The following is a 25694-nucleotide window of genomic DNA, read 5'->3' on the forward strand; positions in this document are numbered from 1 at the left end:
GGAGTGACTATAGCAAATGGGTTGGTGCGTCGCAACATTCAAATTAGGGTTGACCCTTTGCGTTGCTTAAAAGCAACACGTTTCGGATCTAGTTGAATTCGGCCACTGCCCCGAGTTGCTCCCGTGTTCCTCCATGCTCAGCGACCCGCGCGCCGCGCCGCGACCTGGCCCAGCACCGCGAAGTCTTTTTCGCCGTCTCCGTGAGCAATCGCTTCGATCAGGCTATCGCGGACGACGCTGGCAATCGGCATCGGCGTCGTCACCGCGTCAGCCGCGGCGAGTGCGAGTCGCACATCCTTCAATCCGAGACGCGCCTTGAACAAGGCCGGCTCGTAGCGCTGCTCGGCGATCAACTTGCCGTAGCCCGCGTAAACCGGCCCCGGAAACAGGCCGCTCGTGATGACATCGAGAAAATCCTGCATCGCGAGGCCATGGCCGGTGACCAGCGTGGCCGCTTCGCCGAGCGTTTCGATGGCCGCGCCGAGCATGAAATTGGCGGCAAGTTTCATCACGTTCGCCTGCTGCGGCAACGAGCCGATACGCCACGTCTTCTGGCCGATCACGTCGAAAATGGGCTGGACGCGATCGATCGACTCGGCAGGCCCGCCCGCCACGATGGTCAGTTTGCCGGCCGCCGCGACATCGGGGCGCCCGAGCACCGGCGCCGCGACGTAGTGAACGCCGCGCGACGCGTGCGCGGTCGCCAGTTCTTCGGCGAGCGTCACGGAGATCGTCGCCATGTTCACGTGGATCAGCCCGCGCGGCGCATGCTCCAGCAACTCGGCGGTCACGACTTCACGCAGGGCGGCATCGTCCGCGAGCATGGAAAACACGGCGTCGCCCGCGAAGGCCTCGGCCGGCGTCGCGACGCTTTGCGCGCCCGCGTCGACCAGCGCTTGCGCGCGTTCCGGCGAGCGGTTCCACACGCGCACCTGGTGCCCGGCTTTCAACATGTTTGCCACCATCGCGGCGCCCATCTCGCCGAGACCGATAAAACCGATGTCCATCTGTCGCTCCGTCATCTTCAAAGAACCCGAAGTAAAGCATACCCATGCGACACGTGCAGGACAGTGCGCAGCAAAACTTCCGGCGCGAGGCTGGCGTCGCTGCGCGGTGCGTACAATACGGGATTACTTATCTGGCAGAGGCCTTCCGTATGGCGATGAAAAAAACCGACCTTGAAAAGAACAAGGCACTGAAACTGAACAACGCAATGAAGCTGTCCACGGCCGACCGCTTCGGCAAAGGCGCCACCGCCGAGCCGAAACTCGACCGGCGCGAGCAACGCAAGCTCGATCAGGCGCAGGGTCTAGTTGCCTTTGCCTGCAAACTGAACGGCGATCTGGTCGCGGAACTGAAAGAGCGCGCACTCACGCATCCCGAAGGCATGAGCGGCCTGCTGAACGAAGTGATCAAGCGCGGACTGGCGAGCTGAACTGAACGAGCCGGGTTGCGGCAACCAGCGGCGAGCGCAATCGCCCGACACTGCAGCGCGACACCGGCGCCAGATGCAAAAAGGCCAGAGCACGAGCTCTGGCCTTTTTGCTGGCTACCCGCCGATCCGGACAGACGCCGTGCCGCCAACGAGTGGCGGGACCGCAACGTACCGGTGCGGCAAGCCTCAGGCGTCCGAAGACGTCCGGCCGGCTTAGTTTTGCGCGCCCTTGTCGTTCGTGCCAGCTGCCGAAGCCGCTGCCGAAACACCAGCCTTCTTGCCATGCGTCTTCAGCTTCTTGATGTGATGCTTCTTCGGCGCGCTAGCTGCAGCGGCCGGTGCTGCTGCGTCCGACGATTGTGCGAAAGCCTGAACGGAAACCAGCGCGATCGATGCAGCTGCGAGCGAGACGATGAATTTTTTCATGTGTTGTTCCCCAAACCTGGACGACTGAGTCAATGTGAATGAATAGATGCACGGTAAAGCAGGCGGCAAAACGGCGCCATCCCGCTCCCCGCGGGAGAGTATTACCCAGTGTAGGCGGTTTGTCATGCTCAAAACTCGATATGTATTTTCCGGGAGACAGCACGCTTTCGTCGTCCTTTCACTCATTAAGTAGCCCGTATTAGGGAGATTACCTAGTGCGGGATCAAACGAGATTGCGTAGCAGGCTGGCGGTCTCCTGTAGCGTCGGCAGTACGCGCTGCAAAGCGGCTTCCGGGCTCTCCTGACCGATCGACATACTCACGCTGATGGCAGCCACCATCGCCCCGTGACGGTCGCGTAACGGCACGGCGACACCGCGCACGCCGACCTCCAGTTGCTGATCGGTCACGACGTAACCGTAGCGGCGAATTTCGGCCAGCACGTCGCGCAGACGTTCGACGCTTGCGTAGGTGTGCGGCGTGAAGACCTTGATCTGATACGACGCCAACCATTGCTCGATGCTCTCGGGCGCCTGGAACGCCAGCAACACCAGACCTGCCGACGACAACGGCGCCGCCACGCGCGAACCGAGCACGAAGCCGACCGCCATCGCCCGGTTCACGCCGTTGCGCGCGACGTAGACGACGTCGTGTTCATCGAGGATGGAGACGAGAGCCGTTTCCTGCACGGTCGCCGTTATGCGCTGCAGAAACGGCTGCACGATACGGGGCAAACGCGCCGAGTCGAGATACGACTGACCGAGCCGCAACACGCGCGGTGCGAGCCAGAACAGCTTGTTGTCGGTATCGACGTAGCCGAGTTCGCGCAAGGTCAGCAGATAACGGCGCGCCGCCGTGCGCGACAGGCCGGCGCGCGCGGCCACCATCGTCGGGGTCATGCGCGCGTGTTCTTCGTCGAATGCTTCGATGATCGCCAGCGCTTTCGCCGCGCCGGCAATCCAGTCTTTCTCGTCCATGGTTGATCTGCCAGTCCGATAGCCGCTGAAAACGGGCTATCGTAACCGGCCAGGAAGGGTCGCTAGGCCGCGCGCGGCTGCGAGATGAAACGGGGCGTGTCGGCGGTGGGCGGAAATACGCACCAGCAGCCGTCGTCGTGACGAAAGAAGAACAGGCCGCGGGCATCGGCATCCTGGGACGTCTCGACGCGCACATAGCGTCGACCACCCAGGCGAGTCCGGCTGAACTCGGTCACGCGAACCGGCGCGGAAGGCTCCGGCGCCAGCCATTTTTCAACGAGGAAACGCAGGGACTGCTCGCTTGCCGTTCTCATGATCCGCTCCGCGCCGGTTTGTGTTCATGCGCATCGCGATTGGCTTCGGGGCTATCGTCGGACTCGCCGGCATCGGCATCGGCGTCGGCATCCTGTTGCGCCGATTCGAGCAGTAGAGCCCGATTGGTGGCTGCCGCCCGCAGCGTCGTACAGTGGCTGGCATGCCGGATATCCGAAAGAAGACGGACGAGTTGTCGTGCTGTTCTGCGTTTCATCTCACACCCCCGCACTGCACCAAAGACTTCACAAACTTCTTTAACTCTATGCCCGGATCGACCGTCGCTGAAATGGTTTTGCTGAAATAGCAACAGTCGCGCATGCAAAAGAAGGACGCAATCTTTGTACCGTATTGATCATTGGATTGATCGTCGGTTTGAACAAGTTAACGGCCCGCGATGCGCGGACTGTACGGTGGTGGGCATCAGGGTTATCCACAAACGCATCTGGATAACTTCGGGACAATGCATGGAACAGCCTGTGGGCCGAATCTTGACAAGACGGACTGCCCATCCGCCGTGAGCCAGGTTATCCCGGCCTCGTAGTTTTTCTACAGATTCGGTCCGCAGGGTTATGAATTCCGCATGACATTGATGTGACGGATGAATACCGAGTTATCCACAGAACGGGTTAACCCTTGTTAACTACTACTACAAAGATATATGTATGAAGTAAACCCATTGGGATAATTGCCGCCGCATTGCATCGGTTCGACGCTTACGGCGCCCTCACCGCTTCGCTCGAGGGTTGCACCGAAGCCGCCTTGCCGATTTCATCGGGCATAGCTGGAAGCGGCGCGGGCGCCGTCGCCTCGACCGGCACCGGCAACAGACGCGTTTCAATTGGCGTACTGGTCACGGGCTGCGTTCGCACGACCGTTTGCAGGTAATGATCGACGAGCCCGAAGAAACGGTCGTAGAACTTGCCCGATGGAATCGTCTCACTCGAAATCTTGACCATCGCGTCGCTGTTCGAGCGGATAGGCAGCGACAGCGAGCCCAGCACGCTCAAACCGACACTCGCGGACGTATCGCTCTTTTTCAGCGCGAAGCCGTTCTGCACGGCATTCACATAGACGATGCTCGTATCGCTCGCCTCTTCGCCCGGCGTGCACACCACGTGGAAATCGACGGAAACATGCGTGTCGCCGGTCGGCTGGAAGTTTTTGGTACCGTCGACGGTGTCCGGGCGCGGCATCGTCGTCAGATAGCCCTGGCTCAGAAGCGCACGGCGCGCCGCCTCGCAGGCATCCGTGGAGTTCGAGTTGAAATTGCGGGCGTACGGACTCGCGCCGGTTTCGAACAGTTCCTGCTGGAATTTGGGTTGAGGGGTGTTAGTGCACGCGACCAGACTGAGCACGCCAAGGAGCGCAGCAGCGGTGGCTTTGAAAAACGACGTCGACATGGAGAAAAACCGGGAGGTGCGCAGCGAGCGCGAATGGGAAAGCATTGTAGAGCGACTGTCGATCGCGCGTAAAAAGCGTGCAGACCGCTTCGCTTAAAGCCTCTGCTTAACCTGGGAATTCCGATAAAAACCGCAGCAGGGCTGCTGCGAAGAAAAGAAGCGTTGCGCTTCAGTTCGGCGCCGCCGCGCCTTTACCCGGTGCAAACTGCCCGGCCGTGGCCGGCACGGTGAAGGTGTTGGCCCAGTTAGCCTGCGCGTCCCCGCAACGATCATCGGGACGTGCGCCGCAAGCGCCGAGTTGCACGTTCGGTAGAACGGTGACGCCCTGCGGTGGCGCCACGTTTTCGAAATCTTCCACCTTCAAACTGACCTTCTGGGCGTAAGCCTGCGAACCGCCGTAGCTCTTCAACGCCGCGTTCATATCGCCGTTGGCCGAGCGCATGTAGCCGTACAGAATCGCGGAGCCCACTTCGATGTTGGTGGTCGGCTCGGTGAGGTCTTTCACGTTCCTGAGCAGCCCGCGGTGGGCGCTTGGGACGACCTGCATCAGACCCGTCGCGCCATTCGAGCCTTTGGCCTTTTCCTTGAAGCGGGATTCAATCGAGATGATGGCCAGCAGCAACGCCGGCGGCAGCGAATATTTCGACGCGGCGGATTGCACGGCTTCGGAGATCTTCTGTGCCTTCTCTTTGGCGAGGCCAAATTTGTGGGTGAGATACACCGACATGCGGTCGCCATTTTCGTCGGCCATTGCGGCTTGCATCAGGCCGAGCGAAAGCACGATCAGGCAGAGTAACCGGCTCATAGCGAGGGACGCCAGAAAAAGGAATTCGCGCATTATAGCGCTGCCCGAAAAATAGGCACCCAAAAACCGGAATTCGTCTTATCAATCGATACCGCGATGAATCGAAAAGGAAATCACTTGGGTCGAGCGGGCCTGGCCGAGTAACCGTCGTTGAGCGTCGTGAGGAATGCGGCCACGTCGTCGATATCCTGCTCGCTCCAGACCGGCCGCTCACCTGCATGGCGCGTCAGCGGCTCGTCGACGGTATCGACGTTCACACGCAACGCCACCGGCAGATCGTTGAACTTGTCGACCTTGCCGTGCGCGTCTTTCGGGTACCACTTCGCCGGATTTGTATCGCGCTGCACGTAGAAGCGCAGCGCGTCTTTCAGCGTGTGGAACCGGCCATTGTGGAAAAACACCCGCCGTGTCGCCGTATTGCGCAGCGACACCGACTTGAACAACCCGCAATTGCTCTTATCCGCCGCCTGATCGGTACGCAGCGGCCCGCACAGGCCCATGTCGAAGTACTTCGGATCGGCGTTCGCCCGCAACTCGGTGTTGCGCGGCACGCCGAGCGCCTGAAAATTGAAATCGGTGAAGAGCGGGTGCGATCCATCCGCGCCGCGCTGATCGATATGACACGACGCGCAATTGCCGCCCGCCGGGTCGTCGAACAGCTTTTTGCCGCGCAACTCCTGTGTCGTAAGCGACACCTTGCCGTCGAGGTAGTCATCGAACTTGCTGGTGTACGGATGAAAACTCGGGTCTTCCAGTTCGAAGCGCTCGATCGCGTACATCGCCTGGGTGAACGCCTTGCTGCGATCCGCGAAAATATTCTGGCCGAACACTTCCTTGAAGCGCGCCGCGTACGGCGTGTGCTCGAGCTTCGCGAGCACGGCCGCCGGGTCCTTGTTGGCCATTTCGTTCGGATCGAATAGCGGAAACGTCGCCTGATCGTGCAGACGGTTGAAGCGTCCGTCCCACCCGAAGCCGCCGACCGGCGCATTGTCCGTCTCGCTCAGCCGCTCGGACAGGCTCGCCGCCTGCGCGTGACTCCACATCGGCGTGCGGTTCAGGACGTAACGCAGGCTCGGCACAGCGCGCGTGCCCTGCGAGCGCAGGTCCGCGCCCCCGAACTGCGCCGCGAGCCCGTCGGGCGGCCCATAGGCGTGCGACGGGCTATGACAGCTCGCGCACGACATCCGTCCGGACGCCGAAAGCGACGCGTCGAAGAACATCAGCTTGCCGAGCGCCGCGGCATCGCTATAGACCGGCTTGACGTCGGCGGACGCCGCCGGCAGGTCCGCCGCGGCGCTAGCGGCATTCGCTGCTCCGGCCACACCCGCCAGCGTCGTCGCCGCGCCCAGTATCAACGCCGCGCGCACCGCCCGCCGTACGACGCCGCGGAAAGTCGATCGTGCGCCCGGGCGCGAAGCAAAAACCAGCATCGAGTCAGCCGCTTACAGGTTCGTGAAGATGTCGTTGCCGAACCCGACCAGACCGGCCTGCCCCGCATAGCCGAGATGGCCGACCTGGAAGATGTCCTCGATACTCTTGAGCATCGAATAGTGGTTGTACTGCACCGTCGACACCGTGCCCGGCTTGATGAACTTCGAGATCATCACCGCGCCGGTCTGGTCGCCGCCATAGCTCTGCTTCGTGAGATTGATCGTCAGGCCTTTGTAGGACAGCGACGAAGTCTGCGGGAACGCCGCCAGGTTCGGACCCGGTTGCTGGCTGCAGCAGGTCGCACCCGTAAAGGTCAGGTCCTCGCTGGTGGAGGTTTGCGTTACCGTCGCGTAACTGCTCTCGTCGAAGTTGATGATGAGCAGGCCGTCCTGCTTGAACGCGGGCGATGCCGTGATAATCGGTACCCACTTCTGCAGGAACGTGTTGGCGCTCGTCAGTCCACCGGGCTGGCCGTTCACGCACGGCGCGTCGTGACCGTCGTCGCACAGGTTCGGTGTGATCAGGTTGAAGTTCGCGGTGGTCGAAACGGCTTGCAGATCGGTCGTCAGCTTGTTCAGATTCACGACGTTCTGCCCGCAGTCCGCCGAATCGATGATCGAGTGGAAGTACATGAACGGGTTATGCCGCGTCGCGTACTGATCGCCGAGCGGCACCGCCGCGCTCGGCGCTTCCGCCGATTGCGTCAGATCGGTCGTATTCAACGCCGGGTGACCGCAGGTCGCCGCTTCGCGAGTCGGGTCGTTGCCCATGTCGCCTTCGTAGCCCTTCCACGTGTAGCCGGCCGCCTTCAGCTGGTCCGGCAGCGTCTTGATACTCGCCGGATACACGCAACCCGACCCGATCGCCTGGCCGTCCGACGTGACGCCGGTGAGCTTGTAGTCCTGGAACGTGATGCAATCGTTGTCCGTTTCCGGCGTCGGCGCCTGGCCGCTGAGCATCGAAATGTAGTTGTCGAGGCTCACGTGGCCCGTGCCGTAATACTGCTGCACCATGGCGCCCTGGGAAGCCAGCGTCTGCGACAGATAAGGCGCCTTGGTGTTCGCGCCGAACGTGGTCGCGTAGTTTTCGTTTTCCAGCGTGATGACGAAGACGTGGCGGATCTGCTGCTGCCCGGCACTGAGCGACGACGACGAACCGCACGCCGCGACGATGACGCCGATCAAAGCCGCGCACACCATCATGAAGAGTGCGCGCAACGCATTGCGTTGTGACATGGAAAGCCCCTGCGTATTGTGGAGTTGTAATCTGGGGGCAAACTTTAGGTGACACTTGTGACGGCCGCGTGAATTGCGTCGCTGCTGCGGCGGAAAAAAGCGCCTCACGCCGGATTTGAGACAATGAAGCCCGTCGGCGAATCTGTTGCCGGCGCAACCAGGTGTAGCCTTGGCGTTTCGCGAAGGCGTGCACCCATCGATCAAGAGATGTTTTCAGGTATGAGCAAGACCGGATTTATTCCCAGCATTCCCGCCACGTCGGAAGACGATTTCGATATCTCCGCAACATCGAAGCTGGCGGGCTACCGGCGCTTCTTCGGCATATTGAAAGTGGTTCGAACCACCGACGGCCGCGTGCTGTTTCCGTTCGACGGTGCGCCGGAACTCGGCCCGTATCCCACCAAGCTCGAAGCCATCGCGGCAGCGCAGGTGTATGGCGAACACATCGTCGTCAGCGACCTCGCGCGGCCGGAGTTGTAGGCGTCGGCGGGCAGGACATCGACAGGAGCCAAACAACATGAACTGTCCGCACAAAACCGTCTTATCGCATGTGCTGGTCCTGACGACTACTGCGTTACTGGCCGTCGCCGGTCGCTCCGCGTCGGCACAAGACGCGCCCGTCGATCCGCAAGCCGGGCAGAAGGCGCTCGAAAAAGCCGCCATGGTTCATCACCAGGTCCGTATCGTCGCCATCGATGCGGCGAACCATCGCCTCACCCTGCGCAGCGCGCGCGGCGATCTCGCCGACGTCGAGGTCGATCCCGCTCTGGCCGATATCCGCAAGCTGCGCGTCGGCGACAGGTTGAACGTGGCCTATCAGCAGGCGCTGTTGCTGCACGTCGACAAGCTGGCCACGCGAGGCGTGCGTGAGCGCATAGAAACCACGACGACGCTGCCGGCGGCCAACGGTTATGCGTCGTCGGCGCATCGCGTGCAGGTCGTAGCGACGGTACTCAGGATCGACCGCCGCAACCGCCTCGTGACGCTGCGCGGACCGAAGCACCAGCAGGTGCTGAGAGCGTCGCGCGAGATCGCGCTCGACCGGTTAAAGGTGGGCGACAGCGTGCGCGCCGAGTTTATTTCAGCGGCCGCGGTGGAACTGGTGCGCGAATAAGCCGCGAACGTTGCCGCGTGCGTTCCGGCCGGCAGCACGTTTGATACCGTCAAGATTCAGTCCAATCAGGACTGAAATGCGTCGACGCGACACAGCGGTCTTACTTTCAGCGAGCCGACGTTCTATAACCATCCCGGTATCCGGCGTGAGGCCGACCCGTGCGACTTTGTTCCCGTCATCACGCTTCGCTTTCGCCCTCGATGAACTCACCCTGAGACGGCGTCGACCCACGGAGGCGTGATGGCAACAGATGGCGACAACAGCAGCCTGCTGCGCGACCTATGGATGCCCTTCTTCCCTCCCATCGCGCTGCCGCCTCATGTGTTCCAGCATTTGCCGATCGCGGCCACGATGCCGGCCGCGGTCGTCACGCGTGCTCCGTCGCTCAGTCTCGACGATCTGCTCGCCGGCGCAGCGCAGACGGACTGCGAGCGGGCCTGCATCGCCGGCGCGCTGACGATGCTCGAGCGGGACTGGGCGCTATTCACGCCCGAGACGAAAGACTACTTCGCGAAACTGCAACGGAAGTATCCGCGTGAATTGCACTGGATTCCCAGGCTGAGCGAACTCGACGCCGCGCTGCTAGCCGTGCGCTGGGAAACCGCCGACGCGATATTCGAAAGCGAGAAGCGCCGGCAGTTCGACTATCTGGTGACGAGGGGCGTCGACCTGGCCGGCGCGACGCTGAACTTCGGCGTCCGCGGTGCACTCGACACGCTGATATCCGATGTGCCGAAGGTTCTGCAGGCGCTGGTGCTGACTCGCATCGATTGCGACGTCGCCGCGATTTCGTCGATCGCGCCGACGGTCAAACCTTTACTCGGCGAGCGCATCCGCCGTCGTGCACGCGCGGCCTTCGACGAAATGCTGAACGCCATCGGCGACATCAACCGCAACGAGCCCAAGCTCACCGGATACGGTCCGTTCGAAGAAATGCGCCGCGAACTGAAAGCTCGCATCGCGCAAGTGCTGGACACACCGGCCTTGCTCGAACGGCCGACCACGGAGCGCATCGAAGCGCTGCGCAAGCTCGAACCGGCCGGCGACCCGACGCGCTCGTCCACTCCAGCCGAAGAGCAGAGAACCCGCGCCGAGCGCTGGCAACGAGCGATCCAGAACCATCCTTTCGGCGCGGGCGTGATTGTCGTGATGGCGGTTCTGGCGACGGTCGGCGGCGGCATCGCCGGATTCAGCGGCGCCATCAAGTCGGGGCGCGATCTGTTCTGGCCTGCCGCGGCGTCGGCACCCGCCGCATCGCCCAACGGCGACATGCCGCGTAAGACGCCTCTTGATCGAACCGTCGCGCTTTCCGATAAAAGTTGATCCGCGCAGAACGACCTGCCACGTTTTCGCGCCTCCGCCGTGCCATGATGCTGTCTGGCAAACATAAGACGATCACGGTCCATTGGGCGAAGAGAGGTCAAAGTGGCGAATAACAATGGTGTGGACGGAAACGTCGATGCGGCTCCGGAATCGCTGCAAACCCTTGCCGAGTTTCTCGAACGGTCTCTCGACAGCGCGACGAGCGTCGTGATGATGCGGCATACGGCGAGCGTGTGCACCGTCTATCTGGGCGATCCGGCCGGCCCGAAAGAAGAGCTGAAACAGATCGGCACGATCGCTATCACGCTGGCCAACGAGATGCTCGAATCGACTGCATCGGGCGCGAACCAGATTCAGATCGGCGTACAGGTTTACCGGTTCGTGCGCAGCTTCACGCAGATCGGAGACGTCGCGGCGGTGGTGTTTTCCGCGGATTGAGCATCGCTCGCTCACTGAGTGTCACGATTCGGCTCCAACGCAACGAAGCCTGTGTATCCTCCTGAGGTCGCCTTTCGAGGAGCGCATGCGTGAACTATCCGATCATTCTTGGGTTTGGTCTCGTGGCCGCCGACGTTGTCGTCTGGCGTCTGCGCGTACCGGCGCACGAAGTCATCCGGCTCTTCATCAGGCTCGCGCTGTTTGCGGCATTGAGCTGGGTGCTCTTCACGTCCGGGCTGAGTCCTTTCTCCCAGGCACCGTATCGCGATGCAGTCGAACTGCACTGGCTCGGGCAGGTGCTGGAAATCATCTGGTGGCTCATGGGTGCGCGCCTGCTCACCCTGTCTCTGGACACGCTTCTTCTGCCCAGCGCCTGGCGAAGACAGCGGCTGTTCTCCGATGTTTTCGGTGCAATCGTCTTTCTCGCCGCGGTCGTGGCCGCACTCGGCTTCGTGCTGGAACTGCCGATACGCGGTCTGGTCGCGACATCGGGCGCGCTAGCCATCGTGCTTGGGCTGGCAATCCAGAGCACGCTCAGCGATGTGTTCGCGGGCATCGTGCTCAACACCACGGAACCCTATTCGGTCGGCGACTGGGTGATGATCGACGACATCGAAGGCAAGGTCGTCGAGATGAACTGGCGCGCCACGCATCTGCTCACGGGCCAGGGCAACACGCTGATCGTTCCGAACGCCGTGGCCGCCAAAGCCAAGATTTCCAACAATTCCCGCCCGGGCGATGTGCACGGTATTTCACTCGTGCTCGAAGTCGACCCGCAAGCGCGGCCGCGAGCGGTGCTCGACGCATTGAGCCGGGCGCTGACCGGATGCAGTTCGCTACTCCAGACGCCCGCGCCCTATGCGCGAATGAAGCGCACGACGCTGAACTCGGTTCACTACGAAGTGGCCGGTTTCGTCGATGAGATGGGCAAGAAACTATCCGCATCCAACGACCTGTTCGACCTCTGCTACCGGCATCTCGCGGCCTCGGGTCTGACGCCGCGCGCGCTCGGCGTGACGGCGCCGGCCGTCGCCATGCACGACCTGAAGGAAGCGCTTCTGCAGCGGGTGACGCTGTTCGAAAGTCTGACGGGAGAGGAAGTAACGAGACTCGCGAAGCGCCTCACCCGGCACGAGTATCAGGAAAAAGAAAAAGTGCTCGCCGCCGATACGGTTCCCGACAGTCTTTCCATCGTTCAGTCGGGCGTGCTGTCGGTGACGGTCGACGACACGTCGGGCGAGCGGGAGTTGACCCGCATCGGCCCCGACGAAGTGTTCGGGGAAGCGGGCTTGCTCGCCGGGTTGCCCATGCATGTGTCCATCACGACGCTCACGCCGACCGTTCTGTTCCAGCTGAACAAGGACGACATGTCTTCGTTCCTGAAAGATCATCCCGAGGTGGCGAGGCAGATGTGTCAACTGCTCGCTTACCGGCAGGACCGCCTGGGCCAGCTCACGACGCCGATCCCCGAGACTCGGGATGCGGGACATTCGGTGTTTCAGTGGCTATTCGGCAAGGTGCGGCTACTTCACTCCCTGCACGAGCATTCCTGAGCCGTTCCCAAGCGCGGAACTCTTTTTAAAGTGCCTGCGGCGGCCGATGCGTTTCCGTATCGACGCAGCAAACCAGCACTTCCGCCTCTTCCTCGCCGACGCTCAGGTAGACGTGGCCCACCGCGCTGTCGAAGTACAGACTGTCGCCCTCGTCGAGACTGAATGCCGTGCCGTTCTCGAAGCGCAGCTCCAGCTGTCCTTTGAGCAGGAACACGAACTCCTCGCCGCTGTGGCGGATGTAATCGGGGAAATCGTCGACCTTGCGCGCGCGGATGTGCGCGCGCATCGGCACCATCCGCTTGCCGGTCAGATCGTTGGCAATCATGCCGTACTCGTAGTTCGGCGTGTCGTAGACCGGCTGTTTGCCCGAGCGCGTCAGCGAGGGCTGCATCGGACCGGCCCCGCTGCGGCGCTTCGCGCGCCCGAAGATCGCGTCGAACTCGAGGTTCAGCGCATGCGCGAGCGCGACGAACTTGTCGTACACCAGCGCGATGTCGCCACGCTCGGCTTTGGAAATGGTCGATACCGCGATGCCGGACAGCTCCGATAACTGCGCCAGCGTGAGATCGCGCGACTTGCGGGCTTGCCGCAGACGCGTGCCCACGGATTTGTGGTCGATCAGCAGGTCAGGTTTGGCGGTCTCCGCGCGGCTGTCTGCGGCGGGCTTGGCCTTTGCCTTTGCCATATGAAACGGGCTCCGTATGCGGATGACGCAAAGGGTTTTGTCGTATATGAGAATTATTTTTTTCTCATATATGATAGCTCACACCTTCTCTCCGCCTTCTCAGGAGTCGTGACGTGGCATCTCTCGCAATCCAGAAAACGGGCTTGTCGAAAGCTCAGGTCATCGCCGCCGCCACGCTCGGGACGGCGCTCGAATACTACGATTTCACCATCTACAGTTTCTTCGCGATCCAGATCGGCAAGCTGTTCTTTCCGTCCGCGTCGCCGGTGAACCAGTTCCTGCTGTCGATCGGCGTGTTCGGCGTGGGCTTCGTGGTGCGTCCGCTCGGCGGCATCGTGATCGGCGCGTACGCGGACCGCGTGGGACGCAAGAAGGCGATGGTGCTCACCATCATGCTGATGGCGCTCAGTTGCGCCCTGATTGCGTGCGCGCCGACCTACGCGAGCGCCGGCCTGTTCGCGCCGCTGATCGTGCTGTGCGCCCGGCTCATCCAGGGTTTCGCGGCGGGCGGCGAATTCGGCCCGGGCACGACGCTGCTCGTCGAATACGCGAGCGATCGCACGCGCGCGTTCTTTGCCAGCTGGAATTTCGCGGCGACCGCGCTCGGGCTTGCGTTCGGCGCGATCGTCGCGACGCTGGTCAACGTGTTGCTGCCCAAGGAGATCGTCGATACGTGGGGCTGGCGTTTGCCGTTCCTGCTCGGCATCGTTGCCGCGCCGGTCGGCATGCTGATTCGCCGCCGTCTCGAAGAAACCTTGAGTGCGGAGCCGTCGTCACCGCGCGCCGCGCCACGGCGCGGCGCGTTGAAGGCCGCGCTGACCACCCATCTGAAGCTGACCCTGCTTGGCACTTTCGCGGAACTCGGCGGGTCGGTGTCGATATACATCACTGCGTTCTTTCTGCCGAATCACGCGGTGCGGACGCTGCATCTGTCGCCTACCGCATCGGTCACGTCCGGCGTGATCAGTTCTCTCGTGCTGTTCGCAATCGCGCCGATCGCCGGCAAGCTCGCCGACCGCTTCAGCCGCAAACGCGTGCTGGTCACTTCACGCGTGATCCTGCTGCTCACCGTGTATCCCGCCTTCGCGTGGCTCTCCGCTGCGCCTTCGATGGCGTTGTTGTGCGCGGTGTCTGCGTATCTGTCGATCTTCGTCGCCGCGCAGATCGTGCCGGTGCTGGTGATGATTCCCGAACTGTTCCCGCGCGAAGTCCGCGCGACGGGAATTGCCCTAACCTACGTGGTCAGCGCGTCGTTTTTCGGCGGCTTCTCGCCGTTGATCGCCAGCTGGATCGTCGAGCGCACCGGCAATCCGCTCGCGCCGGCCTGGTATGTCGCGGTGGCCTGCGCCGTGTCGCTGATCCCGGTCATCTGGCTGCGCGACCGCACTGGCGAAGCCATCGGCTGAATCTTCCATTTCACGAGGAACCCGAACGATGTCCGACAAAGCCGAACTGGTCAGTCTGTCCGCCGTTGAACTGCGCAGACTGATCGGCACGAAAGCGATCTCTCCCGTCGAACTGCTCGAAGCGTGCATCGAGCGCATCGGCGCCGTGAATCCCGCGGTCAATGCCGTCACGGCCACCGGTTTCGATGCCGCGCGCGCCGCAGCCAAGGCCGCGGAACAGGCCGTGATCGACGGCAAGCCGCTGGGCTTGCTGCATGGCCTGCCGCTCGGCGTGAAAGATCTCGAAGATACCGCCGGTCTGCTGACGACCTACGGCTCGCCGATGTCGCGCGGCAACGTGCCGTCGCGCGATGTCGTGCTGGTCGAGCGCCTGCGCGCTGCGGGCGCCATCGTCGTGGCGAAGACCAACGTGCCGGAACTCGGCGCGGGCGCCAACACGCGCAATCCGGTGTGGGGCGCGACCGGCAATCCATTTAATCCGGATCTCAACGCGGGCGGCTCGTCGGGCGGCTCGGCGGCGGCGCTGGCGTGCGACATGCTGCCGGTCTGCACGGGCTCCGACACCGGCGGTTCGCTGCGGATTCCCGCCGCGAAATGCGGCGTGGTGGGCTTCCGGCCGTCGCCGGGACTGGTGCCGAACTCGCGCCGTCTGCTCGGATGGACGCCGATCTCCGTGGTCGGGCCGATGGGCCGCGACGTCGCCGATACCGCCTTGCAGCTTGCCGCGAGCGCCGGCCAGTCGGCGGGCGATCCGCTCAGCTATGCCGTCGATCCGCTCGCCTTCGCGCTGCCGCCGCATCTCGATCCGGCGACGCTGCGCATCGGCTATACCGAAGACTTCGGCTGCTGCGACGTCGATCCCGACATCCGCGCAACGTTTCGCGCACGGATCGCCGACATCGCCCGGATCGTGCACACCTGCGAGCCGGTCGCGTTCGATCTCGGCGACGTGCACCGCTGCTTCGACGTGATTCGCGCGGAGAGTTTCGTCGCCGGTTTGCACGCGGCGTACACGCGCGACCCGAGCGCGCTCGGTCCGAATACTCGCGCGAACTACGAGATGGGTGCGAAGATGTCGCTCGCCGACAGCGCCTGGGCGCAAGCCGAGCAGACCCGGATTTTCCAGCGCTTCCAGCAGGCGTTCTCGCGCTACGACGTCATCCTCTCGCCGACCACGCCCGTCTCGCCGTTCCCGTGGACGCAGATGCATGCAACGGAGATCGACGGCCGCGCGCAGGAGAATTACTATCGCTGGCTCGCGCTCACGTACGTGGTCACGCTGACCACGCACCCGGCGATCGCGTTGCCATGCGGTGTCGATCAGGCGGGTATGCCGTTCGGCCTGCAGATCGTGGGTCCGTTTCGCGGCGACATGAAGACGCTCGCGGTTGCGCAGGCGCTCGAATTCGCGTTTGCCGCGTCGCCGCAGTTGCGCCGCCCGCGTCCCGATCTTGCGCGGCTTGCGCAACCCAACCCGGCGCTGACGTCCATCGTCACCGCGCCTCCGCTTTTCAACCCGACCGGTGGCGATACCGCCGGTCTTTCAACGGTATAACGACCATGACCGAATCGATCAAACGACTGCAAACGAATGCCCGCATGAGCCAGGTGGTGATCGCCAATGGCGTCGTCTATCTGTCGGGCCAGGTGCCCGATAGCGCGGGCGCCGCTATCGACGTGCAGACGAAGGAAATTCTCACGCGCATCGACACGCTGCTGGCGTCGGCCGGCGTCGACAAAACGCGGCTGCTCACCGCCAACGTGTGGCTCTCCGATCCGAAGCATTTCGATGCGTTCAATGCCGTGTGGGATGCATGGGTCGCGACCGGCCATGCGCCGACGCGTGCTTGCGTCACTGCTCTGCTGATGAAGCCGGGCCTCGACGTCGAAGTCGCCGTCACGGCGCTCGCCTGACCACGCAGCCAAAGGAATCCAGACGATGAAGTTCGATACGGTCGTGCTCGGCGGAGGCATCGTCGGCGTGTCGGTTGCGTTGCAGTTGCAGCGGCGCGGACTCGCCGTGGCGCTGGTCGACCGCAAGGCGCCGGGTAACGAGACCTCGCTCGGCAATGCGGGGCTGATTCAGCGCGAAGGCGTCTATCCGTACGCGTTCCCACGCGATGCCGGTTCGCTCGCGCGTTACGCGGGCAATCGCGCGAACGACGTGCGCTATCACCCGGCCGCCATGCCGAAGCTGATGCCGTTTCTGTACCGCTACTGGCATCACTCGCGGGCCGACCGTCATGCGTTGATCGCGCGCGCGTATTCGACGCTGATCGAGCATTGCGTGACCGAGCATCGCGCGCTGATCGATGCAGCGGGCGCGCAGGCCTTGTTGCGAACCGGCGGCTGGATGAAAATTTTTCGCACCGAAGCAGCCCTGCAGCGGACCATCGCCGAAGCGCAGCAATGGCACGCGGAATACGGCGTGGAATACCGTGCGCTCGATCGCGCCGCGCTGCGAGCCGCGGAGCCGTCGCTCAGTCAGACGTTGGCTGGCGCCGTGCGTTACACGTCGTCCGATTCGGTGAGCGATCCCGGCGGCCTCGTCACGGCTTATGCGAAGCTCTTCGAACGGCTCGGCGGCAAGGTGCTGATCGGCGATGCGGCCACGCTCGAACCGTCGTGGCGTGTCATGACGCAGGAAGGCGAGGTCGAAGCGAAATCCGTCGTTGTTGCAATGGGACCGTGGTCAGGCGAGATCGCGGGCAAGCTTGGGTACGACCTGCCATTGGCGGTGAAACGCGGCTACCACATGCACTACACGCCGGCCGACGGCGCGAAGCTGAACCAGCCGGTGCTCGATGCGGAAATGGGCTACATGATCACGCCGATGGTGCGCGGCATCCGTTTGACGACCGGCGTCGAACTCGGCTTTCGCCATTCGGCAAAGACACCGGTTCAACTCGAAGCCGTCGAACCGATCGCACGCGAGGTCTTTCCGCTTGGCGCGCGCGTCGATGCACAACCCTGGCTCGGGGCACGTCCCTGCACGCCGGACATGATGCCGATCATCGGCGCGGCGCCGCGTCATCGCGATGTGTGGTTCGCATTCGGACATGCGCATCACGGGCTCACGCTCGGTCCGATTACCGGACGGCTGATCGCCGAGATGATCATGGGTGTACCGACGATCGTCGATCCGAAACCGTTCCGGGTCGACCGCTTCTGATGGTTCGACTGGTGGATTGTTCGGCTTGCCGCAATTGTCATTTCCCGCTGCCGGCATGGCGAAACAGCAGAGGTCCCGCCTAAACTATCGCTCGTGTCTCTTGCGGCATCGAGGTAATGACCATGTTGAAGATAGTTGAAGGCGCAGCGTTGATCGGCGCGACGATGTTGTACTTCGCGCCGTCCATGATTGCCGACGCGCGAGAACGTAAAGACGCGTTCGCGGTGACGATGGTAAATATCCTGCTCGGGTGGACGGTTATCGGTTGGTTCGCAGCGCTCTTATGGGCGCGTCATCCGGTCAGCGACCGGCAATTAAGACATTTCACGAGTCGGGCAAAGCGCGCGGTCGCGAAGGTGACGGTCGATGCACTCGTGGCCCGCGTCGAAGGTCGAGCGAGTTCGGTTCCGTTGTTCAACCGTCGATTAGTGCCGGTAGTCGCGCGTATTGCTGCGGATTCTGCGCATGCTGGCCGTCATCACAAAGGGTAAGTGTCTTTCTGGAGAGTGAAAATGGACGTCCCCGTTACTGAGGAGCAGATTCAAACGCTCGCGTTTTATCTTTGGGAAAAAGATGGAAGCCCTGATGGAAAGGCTCAGGAGTATTGGGAGAAAGCGAGACGGCAGTTGGGTGCGGATGAGGGGAAAGGGGAGTGAAAGGTTTTGTGGGAGGGATGGGGTAGAAGCGTTTGATTGAAACGCTTCTATTTTCTTCTCAACGCTTCTTCACTCCACCGTCACCGACTTAGCCAGATTCCGCGGCTTATCCACATCGGTACCTCTCGCACAAGCCGTGTGATAAGCCAGCAACTGCAACGGCACCACATGCAGAATCGGCGAGAGCAAACCATAATGCTCCGGCATCCGGATCACATGCAGGCCTTCGTCGTTGACGATTTTCGTATCCGCATCCGCGAACACATACAACTGGCCGCCCCGCGCACGCACTTCCTGAATATTCGATTTGAGCTTTTCGAGCAGCGCATCGTTCGGCGCCACCGTCACCACCGGCATTGCCTCCGTGACGAGCGCAAGCGGCCCGTGCTTCAGCTCACCCGCCGGATAAGCCTCGGCGTGGATATAGGAAATCTCCTTGAGCTTCAGCGCGCCTTCCAGCGCAATCGGATAATGCAGACCGCGCCCGAGAAACAGCGCGTTTTCCTTGCGTGAGAAATCTTCCGACCACGCGATAATCTGCGGCTCCAGCGCCAGCACGCTATTCAACGCGGCCGGCAAATGCCGCAACTGTCTCAGGTACTCGGCTTCCTGCGCTTCATCAACGAACCCGCGCAACTTGCCGAGTGTCGCGGCCAGCACGAACAACGCGACCAGTTGCGTCGTGAATGCCTTCGTCGACGCCACGCCGATTTCCCGCCCGGCATGCGTGAGGAACGCCAACTCCGTCTGACGCACCATCGCACTCGTCGCGACGTTGCACACGGTCAGCGTGTGCCGATGTCCCAGCGACTGCGCATGCTTGAGCGCTGCGAGCGTGTCCGCCGTTTCGCCAGACTGTGAAATCACCACCACGAGTGCCCGCGGATTCGGCACCGACTCGCGATACCGATATTCGCTGGCCACCTCGACCTGAGTCGGAATCTTCGCCACGGATTCGAGCCAGTACTTCGCGGTCAGCCCCGCATAAGAGCTCGTGCCGCAAGCCAGAATCAGCACGCTGTCGATTTCCGCGAACACCTTGCCCGCGTCCGCGCCGAACAGTTCCGGATCGAACGAATCGCCTTGCGGAATCGTGTCGGTGATCGCGCGCGGCTGCTCGAAAATTTCCTTCTGCATGAAGTGACGGTACGGACCCAGCTCGACCGCTCCGCCATATGCCGCCACCTGACGCACTTCGCGCGGGGTCTCGTCGCCGTGACGATCGGCAATGCGCACACCGTCGAGCGACAGTTCGCAAACGTCGCCTTCTTCCAGGAAGATGAAGCGCTCGGTGCTGCCGGCCAGCGCGAGCGCGTCGGACGCGAGGAAGTTCTCACCGTCGCCGAGCCCCACCACCAACGGCGAACCCTGGCGCGCGCCGACCACCGTATGCGGCTGGTCTTTATGCAGCACGGCAATGGCATACGCGCCATGCAGATGAGCGATCGCTTCGCGCACCGCGGCGAACAGGTCGCCGTTATACACGCTATGAATCAGGTGAGCGATAACCTCGGTGTCGGTTTGCGAAACGAACGTGTAACCCTTTCCACGCAGCATTTCGCGCAGCGTCTCGTAGTTCTCGATAATCCCGTTGTGTACCAACGCCAGCTGGTCTTTCGAGAAGATCGGATGCGCATTGTCCGTAACCGGCGCGCCGTGCGTGGCCCAGCGCGTATGCGCGATACCGGTGACGCCCTGCAGATGGCTTTCGCGCACCTGGTCGTCGAGATCGGCGACCCGCGAGACGCTGCGCGCGCGCAGCGGACCGTTCTCGCCGAGCACGGCGACGCCGCACGAGTCGTAGCCGCGATACTCGAGGCGACGCAGTCCTTCGATCAGGACGGGGACGATATTACGTTGCGCAACCGCGCCGACAATGCCGCACATGGCGTATTCCTTTTTCAGTGCTGGAAATCAAGGAGCGCGCCGCAGGCGCGCGTCGTGTGATCAGCTCTTCTTTTTGGTCGGGCGAACATAACCCGTCTTACTGGTTTGAGTCTTGTCGTTCAGAACGAGCGAATCGGCTTCGACGTCTTTCCAGACCGTCGTGCCGGCTGCAATCGTCACGCCGCGCCTGATGCGCACTGGCGCAACCAGTTGCGTGTCGGAGCCGACGAACACGTCGTCTTCGATCACCGTGCGGAATTTGTTGGCGCCGTCGTAATTACAGGTGATGGTACCCGCGCCGATATTCACGCGCGCGCCGATGTCAGCGTCGCCGATATAGGTGAGGTGATTCGCTTTCGAGCCGTGCCCGAGCACCGCGTTCTTCACCTCGACGAAGTTGCCGACATGCGATTCGTCGTGCAAAGCCGCGCCGGGACGAAGTCGCGCATAAGGGCCGAGCACCACGTTCGCGCCGACCTGGGCGCCTTCGATATGCGTGAACGCATCGATCCGCGTACCGGCGCCGATCGTGGCATTGCGGATCACGCAATTCGGTCCGACCGTCACGTTATCCGCCAGCGTCACCTGCCCTTCGAAGACGCAATTCACGTCGATCGACACATCGCGGCCGCATTCGAGCGTGCCGCGCACATCCAGACGCGCCGGATCGGCCAGCGTCACGCCCGCGATCAGCAAGGCCTCGGCGACGTTGTGCTGGTGGATGCGTTCGAGTTCGGCGAGTTGCTGCTTGCTGTTCACGCCGAGCGTTTCCCACTCATCGTCCGGCTGCGTGGTGACGACGTCCAGCCCGTCGGCGATCGCCATTTCGACGGCGTCGGTCAGGTAGAACTCGCCCTGCGCGTTGTCGTTCTTCAGCGCGGCGAGCCAGCCGCCCAACCGCCCGGTGGGCGCAACGACGATGCCGGTGTTGATCTCCGCGATCTCGAGTTGAGCGGGCGTGGCGTCTTTCTGTTCGACGATGCGGGCGACCTTGCCCGCGTCGTCGCGAACGATGCGGCCGTAGCCGCTGGGGTCGTCGAGTGTGACCGTGAGCACGCCGTAGCCGCCCTGCCCGGCGCGCCCGGTCAGCGCCTTCAGCGTGCTGGCGCGGGTGAGCGGCACATCGCCGTAAAGCACCAGCGTGGGCTCGTTGGCGTCGAGCAGCGGCAGCGCCTGTTGCACCGCGTGCCCCGTGCCAAGTTGCTGTTCCTGCACGGCGAACTGCACGTCGGGCGCGGCGACCGCTGCACGCACCGCGTCGCCGCCATGGCCGATTACCACGACCAGACGGCTCGGCTCGAGCGAACGGGCAGTGTCGATGACATGAGCGAGGAGCGGCCGGCCGGCCAGAGGATGGAGCACCTTGGGAAGCGCGGACCGCATGCGCTTGCCGGTGCCTGCCGCCAAAATCACGATGTTCATGGCGTCGGCAATTGACTAGTTTGGAGCCGACGATTCTATCATGCAGCCCTTCTGCGAAAGGGCTGCCAGCGCACGCCTGGAACGCTGCGGACCGTGCGCAAACGCGCATTACGAGCGCGGTTTCTGGTTTAGATGTCGTCGAACTGGACGATCGAGATCGGCTTCGACAGGCCGGGCAGCGAGCCATCGCCGTTGCCGGTGGAGCAAGGTTCTTCATCGAACGCGATATCGCCTTGCGGATCGGCCTCTCCGCTCGCATGCAAACCGGCGAACGGAAACAGCTTGTGATCCATCAGATGCGATGGCACCACGTTGGACAGCGCGTTGAACATGTTCTCGATACGGCCCGGGAAACGCTTCTCCCAGTCGCGGATCAGCGCTTTCATTTCGGCGCGCTTGAGGTTCGGCTGGCTGCCGCACAGGTTGCACGGAATGATCGGAAACTCGCGCAGATCCGCGTACTTTTCCAGATCGGTTTCCTTCACGTAGGCGAGCGGGCGGATGACGATGTTCTTGCCGTCGTCGGACTGCAGCTTGGGCGGCATGCCCTTCAACTTGCCGCCGTAGAACATGTTCAGCAGCAGCGTTTGCAGAATGTCGTCACGATGATGGCCCAACGCGATCTTGGTGGCGCCGAGTTCGCCCGCGACGCGATACAGAATGCCGCGCCGCAAACGCGAGCACAGCGAGCAGGTGGTTTTGCCTTCCGGCACCAGCCGCTTGACGATGCTGTAGGTGTCCTGGTTCTCGATATGGAACGGAATGTCGAGTTGCTTGAGATATTCCGGCAGCACGTGTTCCGGGAAACCCGGCTGTTTCTGATCCAGATTGACCGCGACGATCTCGAAGTTGATCGGCGCGCGTTCGCGCAACCGCATCAGGATTTCGAGCATCGCATAGCTGTCTTTGCCGCCGGACACGCAGACCATCACGCGGTCGCCGTCCTCGATCATGTTGAAATCGACGACCGCTTCGCCCACCTGGCGAACCAGGCGCTTGAACAGCTTGTTGTTCTCGTACGCTTCCTTCTGTTCGCGGCGCGTGAGCGGCGCCTTGACGGTCGGAGCAGCGGCGGTGTCGTTGAGGATGTCGGGCGCATTCATCAATCAATCCTCCTTCATGCGAAACACTTCGACGCCCACCGCGTCGCAGTCGGGATACACGTCCGGCTTTTCCGTCGACAGACACACGGCCCGCACTTGCGGATGCGCGAGCAGCGTCGTGACGAGGTCGTCGCAGAGCGTTTCCTGCAGATGGATATGGCCTTGCTCGACGCGCCTCGCGATGGTGGCGCGCATGAAGTCGTAGTCGACCACTTCGCTGAGCTTGTCGTCGACCGGTGTGGAGAGCGCGAGCGGCACGAACAGTTCGACGTTGATCACGACGCGTTGCTCGCCCCGCTTTTCGAAGTCATGCACGCCGATGTTGATGTGCACTTCGTAGTTGCGCAGAAAAAGCCGGCGGCAATCGGCGAGCCGGGGATGCGAAAGAGCGGCAAACATGTTCGTTCCAGTCGAAAAAAAGCGTGCTGGGCACGCAAAGGGGCGTTTCAGGCGCCCGTCAAAAACATCACGTCGCGCGGCAGCGGCACCAGGTGCTGGCCGCCGTCGACCACTAGCGTCGTTCCGGTGACGCCCGCTGCATCGGCGAGATACAGCGCCGCGGCGACGATATCTTCCGGCCGCGACGCACGGCCCAAAGGCGTCGTGCGGTGAGCCGCGTCGAAGCCGTCCGGCGTCTGATCGCCGGATTGCATGGTCAGACCGGGCGCCAGACCGACCACCCGCAGTTTCGGCGCCAAAGCCTGCGCCAGCGCCACCGTGGCGGTTTGCAGCGCCGCCTTCGACAGCGTGTACGACAGGTAATCCGGATTCATGTTGAAGAGCTTCTGATCCAGCACGTTGATCACCACGGCGCGCTGGCTTTCGTCGTCGCGGGCGGCCTCGGGCGTGGCCTCGTAGAGCATACGCGCGAGCACCAGCGGGGCGCCGAGATTCATCGCCGTCAGCTTGAGCAGCAGGTCGTAGCCGACGTCTTGCGCCGTGTCTTCCTCGAAGCGCGACGCGTTGTTGACGATACACGCCGGCCGGCCGAGCGCGGCGATGCAGTCCGGGAGCAGCCTTTGCACCTGCGCCTCGTCGCCCAATTCCGCGTGCAGCGCGACGGCCCGCCGGCCCAACGCGTTGATTTGCGCGACCAGCTCGTCCGCTTCCTGACGCGATTCGCCGTAGTGCACCGCCACGTCCCAGCCTCGCGCGGCAAAGCCGAGCGCGAGCGCCCGTCCGATGCGGCGGGCGGCGCCGGTGATCAGCACGACGCGCGGCAGGTCGGGCGATTCGGACGATCCGGTCGATTTGGTTGCGCGGGGGGCGGCAGTGTCCAGAGAAGCGGTCATTTACAATGCGGGGATGAATCCGAAAGCTCACCAACCCGACAGTTTACCTGCTCCCGGCCCGAGCGCGCTTGCGCAGTCCGAAGCATTGATCGCGAGAATCCGCGCCGAGCTCGAAAGCGCCGGCGGCTGGTTGCCGTTCGACCGCTATATGGAAAGCGCGCTTTACGCGCCGGGACTTGGCTATTACAGCGGCGGGGCGCGCAAATTCGGTTTGCGTGGCGACGACGGCAGCGACTTTGTGACGGCGCCGGAAATGTCGCCGCTGTTCGCGAAGACATTGGCGCGACCGCTGGCCGAGGCGCTGCAGGCTAGCGGCACGCGGGAACTGATGGAATTCGGCGCGGGCACGGGCAAACTGGCCGCGGGGTTGCTTGCCGCGCTCGACGAATTGAGCTGCGAGTTCGACGCTTACTCGATCGTCGAGTTGTCGGGCGAGTTGCGCGAGCGTCAGCGCGAGACGCTCGAGGCCGCCGTGCCGGCTCTTGCAAACAAGGTGCGCTGGCTCGATACGTTGCCGGAGCGGTTCGAGGGCGTGGTGATTGGCAACGAGGTGCTGGATGCGATGCCGGTCAGGCTGTTTGCCTTTAGCGACGGCGACTGGCGCGAGCGCGGCGTGGTGTGGCGCGACGATGCATTTGCGTTCGACGATCGCCGCGTTGCCGATGCCAGGACGCTGGCGTTGTTAGCGGAGATCGAGACTTCCGGTGATGACTACGTGACGGAGACTCATGATGCAGCGCGCGCGTTCACGCGGACTGTTTGCACGATGCTGACGCGTGGGGCGGCGTTCTTTATCGACTATGGTTTTCCGCGTCACGAGTTTTATCATGCGCAGCGTGCGCAGGGCACGTTGATGTGTCATTACCGGCATCGGGCGCATGGCGATCCTTTTGTTTATCCTGGCTTGCAGGACATCACTGCGCACGTGGAGTTTACGGGTATTGCCGAGGCGGGAGTCGAAGCGGGGGCGGATTTATTGGGTTTTACGTCGCAAGCGCGGTTTTTGCTGAATGGCGGGATTACCGAGGTGTTGGGCGAGTTCGATCCTTCCGACTCCCGGCGGTTTTTGCCTGCGGCGAGTGCGGTGCAGAAGTTGTTGTCTGAAGCCGAGATGGGTGAACTGTTCAAGGTGATTGCGTTTTCACGCGGGCTCGATGAGACGTTGACGGTTTTTTCGCGTGGTGACCGGTCGCATTCGCTGTGATTTTTTTCTGTCTGTTCTGGGGGTTTTGATGATCCGCTGGCTGTTGACCACGTTCATTGCAGTGGCGGTTTTGTCGGCCTGCTGGCCCTGGCTCAGGAAGATCGGGGTTGGGCGGATGCCCGGGGATGTCACGTTGAGGATGTTTGGGAAGGAATATCCTTTTCCGTTTATGTCGACGTTGGTGATTTCGATGGTGTTGTCGGTGGTGGCTCGGGTTTTGTGATTTTGGGTGGGGTGTTTCGTTGCACTGGCTTTTTGGCCTTCGGCCTTTGGACTTTGGCCTCTCCTTGTTTTGTTAGTGGTCTATTAGCGTTCCCCCTGTGCGGGGGGGCACTGTAGTGGTCAAGTAAATCTGGACATCCCGAAAGGGGAATTTTTAAAAAAGTGAAGCTTCGCATCGTGCTGGCGGCTGGCCA

Annotated in this window: 28 protein-coding genes; 14 read left to right on the forward strand and 14 right to left on the reverse strand. The window is 62.5% G+C overall.

Going from position 1 to position 25694, the window contains the following annotated elements; translation table 11 throughout:
• Positions 1-137: 137 nt before the first annotated feature.
• A complete protein-coding gene (locus tag FQ746_RS21100) occupies positions 138-1007 on the reverse strand; it encodes an NAD(P)-dependent oxidoreductase (RefSeq protein ID WP_144111597.1) in 870 nt (289 codons plus the stop codon).
• Between the two features lie 149 nt (positions 1008-1156).
• On the opposite strand from FQ746_RS21100, the gene FQ746_RS21105 reads away from it, so the two are divergent.
• Positions 1157-1435, forward strand: a complete 279-nt coding sequence (locus tag FQ746_RS21105; RefSeq protein WP_144111598.1) for a hypothetical protein — start codon at positions 1157-1159, stop codon at positions 1433-1435.
• Positions 1436-1648: 213 nt separating this feature from the next.
• Here the strand turns inward: FQ746_RS21105 and FQ746_RS21110 are convergent, their stop codons facing one another.
• From FQ746_RS21110 to FQ746_RS21145, 7 genes are all read right to left on the reverse strand, one after another.
• Entirely contained in the window at positions 1649-1861 is a 213-nt protein-coding gene (locus FQ746_RS21110; protein ID WP_144111599.1) for a hypothetical protein, read from the reverse strand.
• 223 nt (positions 1862-2084) lie between these two features.
• Positions 2085-2837, reverse strand: a complete 753-nt coding sequence (locus tag FQ746_RS21115) for an IclR family transcriptional regulator C-terminal domain-containing protein (protein WP_144111600.1) — start codon at positions 2835-2837, stop codon at positions 2085-2087.
• Positions 2838-2899: 62 nt separating this feature from the next.
• Positions 2900-3151 (reverse strand): hypothetical protein, encoded by a 252-nt coding sequence (locus FQ746_RS21120; protein ID WP_144111601.1) that lies wholly within the window; start codon positions 3149-3151, stop codon positions 2900-2902.
• A 714-nt stretch (positions 3152-3865) separates the two neighbouring features.
• A complete protein-coding gene (locus FQ746_RS21130; protein WP_144111603.1) occupies positions 3866-4552 on the reverse strand; it encodes a DUF2242 domain-containing protein in 687 nt (228 codons plus the stop codon).
• A 169-nt stretch (positions 4553-4721) separates the two neighbouring features.
• Complete coding sequence (locus FQ746_RS21135; RefSeq protein WP_144111604.1) at positions 4722-5357, reverse strand: lytic transglycosylase domain-containing protein; 636 nt, start codon at positions 5355-5357, stop codon at positions 4722-4724.
• Between the two features lie 113 nt (positions 5358-5470).
• A complete protein-coding gene (locus FQ746_RS21140; RefSeq protein WP_144111605.1) occupies positions 5471-6787 on the reverse strand; it encodes a cytochrome-c peroxidase in 1317 nt (438 codons plus the stop codon).
• 12 nt (positions 6788-6799) lie between these two features.
• On the reverse strand, positions 6800-8023 hold the full coding sequence (locus FQ746_RS21145) for an alkaline phosphatase family protein (protein ID WP_144111606.1): 1224 nt from the start codon (positions 8021-8023) through the stop codon (positions 6800-6802).
• A 219-nt stretch (positions 8024-8242) separates the two neighbouring features.
• Here FQ746_RS21145 and FQ746_RS21150 point away from each other — a divergent pair, with 219 nt between their 5' ends.
• The 5 genes from FQ746_RS21150 (at position 8243) to FQ746_RS21170 (ending at position 12451) form a co-directional block, all read left to right on the forward strand.
• Positions 8243-8503, forward strand: a complete 261-nt coding sequence (locus tag FQ746_RS21150) for a DUF6723 family protein (protein ID WP_144111607.1) — start codon at positions 8243-8245, stop codon at positions 8501-8503.
• Between the two features lie 37 nt (positions 8504-8540).
• Positions 8541-9137, forward strand: a complete 597-nt coding sequence (locus tag FQ746_RS21155; protein ID WP_144111608.1) for a hypothetical protein — start codon at positions 8541-8543, stop codon at positions 9135-9137.
• Positions 9138-9377: 240 nt separating this feature from the next.
• Entirely contained in the window at positions 9378-10460 is a 1083-nt protein-coding gene (locus tag FQ746_RS21160; protein WP_144111609.1) for a hypothetical protein, read from the forward strand.
• 102 nt (positions 10461-10562) lie between these two features.
• Positions 10563-10898 (forward strand): hypothetical protein, encoded by a 336-nt coding sequence (locus FQ746_RS21165; protein ID WP_144111610.1) that lies wholly within the window; start codon positions 10563-10565, stop codon positions 10896-10898.
• An 89-nt stretch (positions 10899-10987) separates the two neighbouring features.
• Positions 10988-12451 (forward strand): mechanosensitive ion channel domain-containing protein, encoded by a 1464-nt coding sequence (locus FQ746_RS21170; protein ID WP_144111611.1) that lies wholly within the window; start codon positions 10988-10990, stop codon positions 12449-12451.
• 25 nt (positions 12452-12476) lie between these two features.
• On the opposite strand, the gene FQ746_RS21175 is transcribed toward FQ746_RS21170, so the two are convergent.
• Positions 12477-13136 carry a helix-turn-helix domain-containing protein gene (locus FQ746_RS21175; protein WP_144111612.1) on the reverse strand — a complete coding sequence of 220 codons (660 nt, stop codon included), beginning with the start codon at positions 13134-13136 and terminating at the stop codon, positions 12477-12479.
• A 113-nt stretch (positions 13137-13249) separates the two neighbouring features.
• On the opposite strand from FQ746_RS21175, the gene FQ746_RS21180 reads away from it, so the two are divergent.
• The 6 genes from FQ746_RS21180 (at position 13250) to FQ746_RS21205 (ending at position 18370) form a co-directional block, all read left to right on the forward strand.
• Positions 13250-14542, forward strand: a complete 1293-nt coding sequence (locus FQ746_RS21180; protein ID WP_144111613.1) for an MFS transporter — start codon at positions 13250-13252, stop codon at positions 14540-14542.
• Positions 14543-14570: 28 nt separating this feature from the next.
• Positions 14571-16097, forward strand: a complete 1527-nt coding sequence (locus FQ746_RS21185) for an amidase (RefSeq protein WP_144111614.1) — start codon at positions 14571-14573, stop codon at positions 16095-16097.
• A 5-nt stretch (positions 16098-16102) separates the two neighbouring features.
• Positions 16103-16456, forward strand: coding sequence for a RidA family protein (locus FQ746_RS21190; RefSeq protein WP_144111615.1), 354 nt, complete (start codon positions 16103-16105; stop codon positions 16454-16456).
• 25 nt (positions 16457-16481) lie between these two features.
• Entirely contained in the window at positions 16482-17714 is a 1233-nt protein-coding gene (locus tag FQ746_RS21195; RefSeq protein WP_144111616.1) for an NAD(P)/FAD-dependent oxidoreductase, read from the forward strand.
• A 122-nt stretch (positions 17715-17836) separates the two neighbouring features.
• Positions 17837-18205, forward strand: coding sequence for a superinfection immunity protein (locus FQ746_RS21200; RefSeq protein WP_144111617.1), 369 nt, complete (start codon positions 17837-17839; stop codon positions 18203-18205).
• Positions 18206-18226: 21 nt separating this feature from the next.
• Complete coding sequence (locus FQ746_RS21205; protein WP_144111618.1) at positions 18227-18370, forward strand: DUF2934 domain-containing protein; 144 nt, start codon at positions 18227-18229, stop codon at positions 18368-18370.
• A gap of 69 nt (positions 18371-18439) precedes the next feature.
• On the opposite strand, the gene glmS is transcribed toward FQ746_RS21205, so the two are convergent.
• From glmS to FQ746_RS21230, 5 genes are all read right to left on the reverse strand, one after another.
• Positions 18440-20257 (reverse strand): glutamine--fructose-6-phosphate transaminase (isomerizing), encoded by a 1818-nt coding sequence (glmS, locus tag FQ746_RS21210; protein WP_144111619.1) that lies wholly within the window; start codon positions 20255-20257, stop codon positions 18440-18442.
• A gap of 60 nt (positions 20258-20317) precedes the next feature.
• Positions 20318-21679 (reverse strand): bifunctional UDP-N-acetylglucosamine diphosphorylase/glucosamine-1-phosphate N-acetyltransferase GlmU, encoded by a 1362-nt coding sequence (gene glmU / locus FQ746_RS21215; protein ID WP_144111620.1) that lies wholly within the window; start codon positions 21677-21679, stop codon positions 20318-20320.
• 128 nt (positions 21680-21807) lie between these two features.
• The gene (gene ttcA, locus FQ746_RS21220) at positions 21808-22782 is read right to left on the reverse strand and encodes a tRNA 2-thiocytidine(32) synthetase TtcA (RefSeq protein ID WP_144111621.1); all 975 of its coding nucleotides are present in this window, start codon (positions 22780-22782) and stop codon (positions 21808-21810) included.
• Between the two features lie 3 nt (positions 22783-22785).
• Complete coding sequence (locus FQ746_RS21225; protein WP_144111622.1) at positions 22786-23181, reverse strand: dihydroneopterin aldolase; 396 nt, start codon at positions 23179-23181, stop codon at positions 22786-22788.
• 47 nt (positions 23182-23228) lie between these two features.
• Positions 23229-24074, reverse strand: coding sequence for an SDR family oxidoreductase (locus FQ746_RS21230; protein ID WP_144111623.1), 846 nt, complete (start codon positions 24072-24074; stop codon positions 23229-23231).
• Positions 24075-24087: 13 nt separating this feature from the next.
• Here FQ746_RS21230 and FQ746_RS21235 point away from each other — a divergent pair, with 13 nt between their 5' ends.
• Both FQ746_RS21235 and FQ746_RS21240 read left to right on the forward strand, forming a co-directional pair.
• Positions 24088-25278: a class I SAM-dependent methyltransferase gene (locus FQ746_RS21235; protein ID WP_144111624.1), complete on the forward strand. Its 1191-nt coding sequence runs from the start codon at positions 24088-24090 to the stop codon at positions 25276-25278.
• Positions 25279-25306: 28 nt separating this feature from the next.
• On the forward strand, positions 25307-25501 hold the full coding sequence (locus FQ746_RS21240; RefSeq protein WP_144111625.1) for a DUF2905 domain-containing protein: 195 nt from the start codon (positions 25307-25309) through the stop codon (positions 25499-25501).
• The last annotated feature ends 193 nt before the right edge of the window (positions 25502-25694 follow it).

The organism is Paraburkholderia sp. BCC1886 (assembly GCF_900996245.1).
GTDB lineage: Bacteria > Pseudomonadota > Gammaproteobacteria > Burkholderiales > Burkholderiaceae > Paraburkholderia.